Here is a 6,226-nt window from a genome sequence, read left to right as displayed (position 1 = left end):
GATGAAGACGGACGAGGAAGCGTCCGACGACGCGATGACCTCGGACGAGGCGAAATCGTCGGACGGCGAGCAGTCGGACGCGCACGGGAAGAAGTGGGACCACAAGAAGAAGTGGGACCAGAAGAAGAAGTGGGACCAGAAGAAGTGGGAGCACGATGAATCGGACGACTGTGACGACTAGTCGCTGGCGCTACGGCACCCGGGTCTGACTTCTCCGCTCGGCGCGCCGGGATCTGGCTCTCGCACCGGAGCTCTCCGGGGCGGGAGCCAGGCCGCTTATCCGGCTCTGCGCCGGGTCCACAACCCGCCGCCCAGGATGATCACGACGCCGGCCACCAGCAGGCCGAACGCGACAAGGTCCCGGTGCGCGCCAGCGGTACGCCGCATCATCGGCAGTACCCCGGTCCACACGGGTGCGGTGATCAGCAGGACGGCGGCGGTGATCATCAGGGTGCCGACGACCCGGGTCGGCCCGGTTGCTGGCACTCGCCGCACCGTGGGTTGGAAGGCCGTCATGTGTACGTCCAGGCGTGCCTGATCCTCCAGGCGGTCCATGGCCGCCTGCAGCCGGGCCTGGTCCTTCTCCAACTGGGCGCGCACGCTGGCGGTCTCGTCGGCATTGCTGTTCTTCGGGTCGTCCAACCAGCGCCACCGCGCCAGCGTGAAGAGGACCTGGTCGAACACCTGCCGCCACTGGAGTGCGAGATCGCGGAAGGCGTCGGTGCCGTGTACCTGCATCAGGGCGTCGATTCGGGCCCGCTGGCCCGGATCCGAGATGGTCTCGTCCCAGGGCTTGTCCTCGAGGATCACGTTCTCGATCTCGTCGCGGGTACGCGAGAAGAACGCCAGAACCTCGTCGTACGCGTCCACCCGCTCCCGGTACGAGGCCAGCCGTCCCTCGTGCGCTTGTTGAGCCCGTCGCACCACCGTGTCGTGGTGCCCCTGCAGCGCCGCCCCGGTAAGGGTCAGTAAGCCGCCGACCACAACGCCCACACCACCCGCGATCGCGACTTCGAACGCGCTCGCCTCCACGTCGCACCATCCCCTCGCAAGGCCTGCGGCATGGACGTGCAGCGGAACCGGGCTCAGTCTCTACCCGCCAGGGTCCGGCCAAACGATTCCGGCGTGCGCCGGAGAGAGCGGACAGGACGTAAGTTGCCGAACGTCCGTTGCGCTGGAAAAGTCGCATTATGCGCAAGTACGTGATCATGGGTGTTCAAGGCAGTGGCAAGAGCACGCAGGCCGCCCTGCTGGCCCGCGACCTCGACCTGGTCCGGATCACCGTCGGCGACATGTTCCGTTGGCACATCACGCAGCACACCAAGATCGGCGCGCAGGTCCGCCGAACCATGGCGGCGGGCGAACTGATCGACGACGACCTGGTCGAGTCGCTGGTCCACGAGCGGCTGCAACTGCACGACTGGAACTACGGCTTCGTCATCGACGGCTTCCCGCGCAGCCGGGACCAGGCCGAGTTCTTCCTGGAGACCTACGACATCGACGCCGTGGTCTACCTGGACCTTCCTGACGAGGAGGTCCGCCGCCGGGTGCTCGCCCGCCGGCTGTGCGCCGACTGCGGCATGGACTACAACCTGATCGCCGACCGGCCGACGGTCGAGGGCCGCTGTGACGTCTGCGGTGGCGAGCTGGTCCGGCGGGAGGACGACACCGAAGCGGCGCTGGCGACGAGGCTGCGGGAGTACCACGAGAAGACCGACCCGGTACTGGAGATCTTCCGTCGCAAGGAGTTCGTCATCACCGTCGACGCCGGGCAGGACGTCGCCAGCGTGCAGCGGGAGATCCGGCGCAAGCTGGGGCTGCCGGAGTACGTGCAGAAGAAGGACGACTAGAGGCAGTCGTGTTCGATCGCGAGTGCGCACACGGCCGTCAGCCGTAGCTGGAACCAGTGGGCCCGCGACCAGTCCACCTCCGCGGGATCCGGCACCCGCCAGCCCATCCGAATGGCGGCGGCGGCCACGGACGAGCCGTACCCGGCGAGCGGGACCGCAGCGAGGGGCAGGTCGCTCGCCGCGAGGCTCTCGCGTACCGCTGCGGCGTGCTGGTCGACCGCGGCCATCAGGCCGGGGGCCACCGCGGCGACGGCGAGGGTGGCGGCGCCGACCCGGGCCATGATGCCCTCCAGTACGGCCTCCGGGGCGGTCGCCGCCGCGAGGTCGGCCGTAACCGGCAGTTCGCTGTTCATTAACTCAATGTAGGGCAGTGGCGCTCGTTGAGGGGTGAGGTGACCGACTGGCACCCCGATAGCGCCGGGCGGACGCGTGAACTCCACCGTCGGGGTGAACTATGGCAGTCGATGGTGGCGCGTGGTTCGAACGCATGTTCTAATTCTGGTATGGAGCGACGGAAGCATTGGTGGAACGGGCGGTTCGCCAACCCGGCCCGTCGGGACGTCTTTCTGTGGAACGACAACGGTCACTGGCGCGTCGAGGCAAGCCGCGGCAGCCTGTCCAGGCGCTGCCGGGAGTTCGCCTTCGACAACGAGATGGCGGCGCTCACCATGGTCGATGTTCTCACGGGCAGCCAGGGCGACGGATGGCGAGAGGTCTCCATCTGACCTCCCTGGTGGCAGTGGGCAGAGGTGCGCACTCCGGCCGCTTGTTCCAGGGCGCCCGTTCGGCGGGATCGTCGACGTAGCGTCACGCTGGCGGACCGGAGTGCCTCCTTTCGGTGCTCTCCGTGACGGAGCTGGCTGGACCGGAAGGGCTAATGTCCACCGCATGGCCTTCTGGGTCCGTTCCGCACCACTCGTCCGCCTGGGCGCCTGGTCGGAATTAGCCGAAAGGACGAAACCCCCGAGCCCTTCGGTCGGCTATAGCGACTATGTTTTCTTCGCGCCGGCAGATGTGGCACTATCTTGCTTACCCCTACCGCTGATGGACCCGTGTAGGAGGACAGGAGCAAGATCAAGATGCGCAAGAGTACTCGTGGCCGGTGGTCGTACCGGCTCGCTTCGGTTGCCCTGGCTCTGATGGGCTTCGCGGTGGCGGTCGGCAGTGTCATGACCACGCAGGACTTCGAGTGGCGCTGATCTTGGGATAGGCGGCCGGACCGGTTCCGGTGAGCCGGTCGTGAGGGAGTGGCCGTGGCACGGGCCGTGTCTGCTCAACCCAGATCGTCCGAGTTAGCGTGGTTCATCACTGGCGCCTTGGTGCTTGTATCGCTCATTCCGATCATCCCCATGGCGCTCTCCGACTTCCAGCCCTTCGGTCGCTGGCCGGTTGCCCTTCTGTTTCTGGCACTGTTCGGAGTCAGTGAAGCCGTAAACCTCACGTTCGAGGTCCGTCGCCAGTCCATCGCCGTTTTCTTGACCGAGATACCGCTCCTGCTGAGCCTTTTCTATCTACCCCCGCTGACCGTCCTGACCGTCCGGATGGTGGCCGCCGTCGCGGTAAAGGTCGGGGTGAAACTGACGCCCGTCAAGTACTGCTTCAATCTGGCGACGAAACTGGCCGGAACGGCCCTTGCCGGAGCAATTGTTTTCCGTGATTGGCCCTTCAACAACGTGGCCCCGCGGACCTGGCTGGTGCTGGCCGCCGCAGCCGGAGCCAATGTTCTGGTCAGCCTCGTGGCCGTCATCGGCGTCATCACCCTCGTGCAGGGCCGGATCTCCCGCGTCGCGCTCGTCCGGACCGCCGTGCCGGGGCTTGTGGTCGCCGCCGTCAACCTGACCGTGGGGCTCGTGGTGCTGCTCGTCCTGCACCAGAGCATCTGGTCGCTGCTGCTGCTGGCGGGGCTCGGCGTGGTGTTCGTCCAGGCGTACCGCTCGTACGGCAAGTTCCTGCGCCAGCACAAGAGCCTCAACGAGCTGTACGCGCTGACCCGCGCCATCACGGAGAGCGGCCGCGACGGGGTCCTGGTGGATCCGCTGCTTGCCCGCCTGCGCGAACTGCTGAGCGCCGAGTACGCGACCCTGTGGATGCCCGCCTCCGGGCGTCATCCGGAGATGCTGCTTTCCGCCCGGGCCGATTACCGGGGCCTGTTGGATATCGCCGGCACCCCCGATTCGCTGCGAAGTCGTGCGATGGAGCGGGGCGAGACCATTCTCGTCGGGCCGCAGAAGAGCGGTCATGAATGGGCCGACGTCGTGTCGGAACGGGGCGTGAAAGACGCGATCATCGTGCCGATGCGATCGGGCGACGCGGTGATCGGCACGCTCGAGGTCGTGAACCGGCTCGGAGAAGCCTCGCATTTCACGCCCGACGACGTGCGACTGCTGGAGACCGTCGCGGCGCAGGCCGGTGTCGCCGTCGAGAATTCCCGGCTGGTGGAGCGGCTCCGGTTCGACGCGCAGCACGACGCGCTCACCGGCCTGCCCAACCGCCGCCGAATTCTCAGCGCCCTGGGCGAGGCGATAAAGGTCCAGACTCCCGACGACGTCGTCGCGGTGCTGCTCTTCGACGTCGTCCGGCTCCGCCACGTCAACGACTCGCTCGGCCACGCCGCCGGCGACCGGCTCCTGGCCGAGGTGGGCCGGCGGCTGCGTGACCTCGCGCCGCCCGCGGCGCTCGTCGGGCGGGTCGGCGGCAACGAGTTCGCGCTCACCGTGCGCACCGCCGACGCAGAGGCGGCGCTCGCGCTGGCGGTCACGATCCGCGAGTCGCTACAGGGGCCGATGGCGTACGGCGTACTCACCATCGACGTCGACTGCGCCGTCGGGGTGGCCGTCCACCCGGACCACGCCGCCGACTCGGCGACGCTGTTGCAGTACGCCGATGTGGCAACCCACGCCGCGAAGGGTCGTCGCCCGTCGGTCCAACTGTTCACCTCGAGCCTGGAGTCCCGCTCGGTCCGTCGAGTCGGCCTCGCCAACGACCTGCGGCAGGCCCTCGACGAGGGCGACCTTCGGGTGTACTTCCAGCCGAAGGTCGGTCTGCGGGACCGTCGCCTCGTCGGGGTCGAGTGCCTGGCCCGCTGGGAGCATCCCGTGCACGGGGCGGTCGCTCCCGAGGACTTCGTCATGGTTGCCGAGCACACCGGCCAGCTCGGGCGGTTGACCGAGGTGGTGCTGGGCGAGGGGCTGCGCCGGGTCCGCGAGTGGGAGGAGGCGGGCCGGGCGCTGACGGTGTCGGTCAACCTCTCGCCGCGTACGCTGCTCGACCCGGCGTTCCCGGCTCAGGTGGCGCAGTTGCTGGGGGAGTACGGCGTCGACCCGGCCCGCCTGACGCTCGAGATCGCCGAGGGTGGCGTGGACGGTGATCCCACTCGTGCCCTGGCGACCCTGCACGCGCTGCGCGACCTCGGGGTACGGCTCTCCGTAGACGACTTCGGCACCGGGTACACGTCGCTGGCGGCTCTGCGGCGCCTGCCGGTACAGGAGGTCAAGATCGACCGTACTTTCGTCCAGGGAATGGCGACCGACCCCGGCGATCTCGCCATCGTGCGGACCGCGGTGGACATGGCGCGCAACTTCGGGCTCACCATCGTCGCGGAGGGCGTGGAGAGCGAGCGCACCCTCGGGCTGCTGGAGGACATGGGGTGCGACGTCGGGCAGGGCTTCCTGTTCAGCCGGCCGCTGCCGTACGAGCGGTTGAACGCCTGGTACACGGCGCTGGGCCAGGGCGAGTCGACGGCGGCCGGCGACGTGCGCTGGCTTCGCGCGGTGCAGTGAGGGGCGCGGCGCGCCGAACCGGTACTCGATTTCGTCGTTGCGCATCCTGCGTGTACTCTTACCCGGTGCGCGAGCGAGGTTCGCTCGTGCTGGGTGAAAACCCGCCCCCTTAGCTCAGTCGGCAGAGCGTCTCCATGGTAAGGAGAAGGTCTACGGTTCGATTCCGTAAGGGGGCTCCACGGGTTCGGCCGAAGGCGGGGCCCGACGCGGCGGTGTAGCTCAGATGGCAGAGCAAGCGGCTCATAATCGCTGTGTCGCCGGTTCAAGTCCGGCCACCGCTACGGTGAACCCGAGGTCCGCAGGCACCCGCTTTGCAGACCTCTCTCGGCGCGCGCTACTGTCGTACGCCGGTAGTTGACCCATTTTCGAGGAAGGCACTCCGCCGTGGCTAAGGCGACCGACGTACGTCCGAAGATCACTATGGCGTGTGTGGAGTGCAAGGAGCGCAACTACATCACGCGCAAGAACCGCCGTAACGACCCGGACCGCATCGAGCTGAAGAAGTTCTGCCCGCGTTGCGGCAAGCACACGGCGCACCGCGAGACGCGCTGACACTCGCTCACACGTTGAAGTGGCGGCCACCCCGGTACCGGGGTG

The 6,226-nt window shown here is 67.9% G+C and carries 7 protein-coding genes and 2 tRNA genes; 7 read left to right on the top strand and 2 right to left on the bottom strand.

What is annotated here, in order from left to right; translation table 11 throughout:
- Nucleotides 1–181, top strand: a 181-nt coding sequence (locus Pme01_RS30550; protein ID WP_203935990.1) for a hypothetical protein, incomplete at its 5' end; no start/stop codon positions are given.
- A 95-nt stretch (nt 182–276) separates the two neighbouring features.
- On the opposite strand, the gene Pme01_RS30545 is transcribed toward Pme01_RS30550, so the two are convergent.
- Complete coding sequence (locus Pme01_RS30545; protein WP_168116166.1) at nt 277–1,032, bottom strand: hypothetical protein; 756 nt, start codon at nt 1,030–1,032, stop codon at nt 277–279.
- Between the two features lie 158 nt (nt 1,033–1,190).
- Here Pme01_RS30545 and Pme01_RS30540 point away from each other — a divergent pair, with 158 nt between their 5' ends.
- Complete coding sequence (locus Pme01_RS30540) at nt 1,191–1,850, top strand: adenylate kinase family protein (RefSeq protein ID WP_168116167.1); 660 nt, start codon at nt 1,191–1,193, stop codon at nt 1,848–1,850.
- Here Pme01_RS30540 and Pme01_RS30535 read toward each other — a convergent pair.
- Nucleotides 1,847–2,203, bottom strand: coding sequence for a DUF6401 family natural product biosynthesis protein (locus Pme01_RS30535; protein WP_239088565.1), 357 nt, complete (start codon nt 2,201–2,203; stop codon nt 1,847–1,849). The genes Pme01_RS30540 and Pme01_RS30535 overlap by 4 nt on opposite strands.
- Before the next feature lie 150 nt (nt 2,204–2,353).
- On the opposite strand from Pme01_RS30535, the gene Pme01_RS30530 reads away from it, so the two are divergent.
- From Pme01_RS30530 to rpmG, 5 genes are all read left to right on the top strand, one after another.
- Nucleotides 2,354–2,575 (top strand): hypothetical protein, encoded by a 222-nt coding sequence (locus Pme01_RS30530; RefSeq protein WP_168116168.1) that lies wholly within the window; start codon nt 2,354–2,356, stop codon nt 2,573–2,575.
- Between the two features lie 750 nt (nt 2,576–3,325).
- Nucleotides 3,326–5,629, top strand: a complete 2,304-nt coding sequence (locus Pme01_RS30525; RefSeq protein WP_373315558.1) for a putative bifunctional diguanylate cyclase/phosphodiesterase — start codon at nt 3,326–3,328, stop codon at nt 5,627–5,629.
- Between the two features lie 103 nt (nt 5,630–5,732).
- Nucleotides 5,733–5,808, top strand: a tRNA-Thr gene (locus Pme01_RS30520).
- Nucleotides 5,809–5,837: 29 nt separating this feature from the next.
- Nucleotides 5,838–5,910: transfer RNA gene (locus Pme01_RS30515), tRNA-Met, on the top strand.
- A gap of 103 nt (nt 5,911–6,013) precedes the next feature.
- Nucleotides 6,014–6,181 carry a 50S ribosomal protein L33 gene (gene rpmG, locus Pme01_RS30510; protein ID WP_167925014.1) on the top strand — a complete coding sequence of 56 codons (168 nt, stop codon included), beginning with the start codon at nt 6,014–6,016 and terminating at the stop codon, nt 6,179–6,181.
- Nucleotides 6,182–6,226: the final 45 nt, after the last annotated feature.

The organism is Planosporangium mesophilum (assembly GCF_016863255.1).
GTDB lineage: Bacteria > Actinomycetota > Actinomycetes > Mycobacteriales > Micromonosporaceae > Planosporangium > Planosporangium mesophilum.
This window is presented reverse-complemented; position numbering and strand designations above follow the sequence as displayed.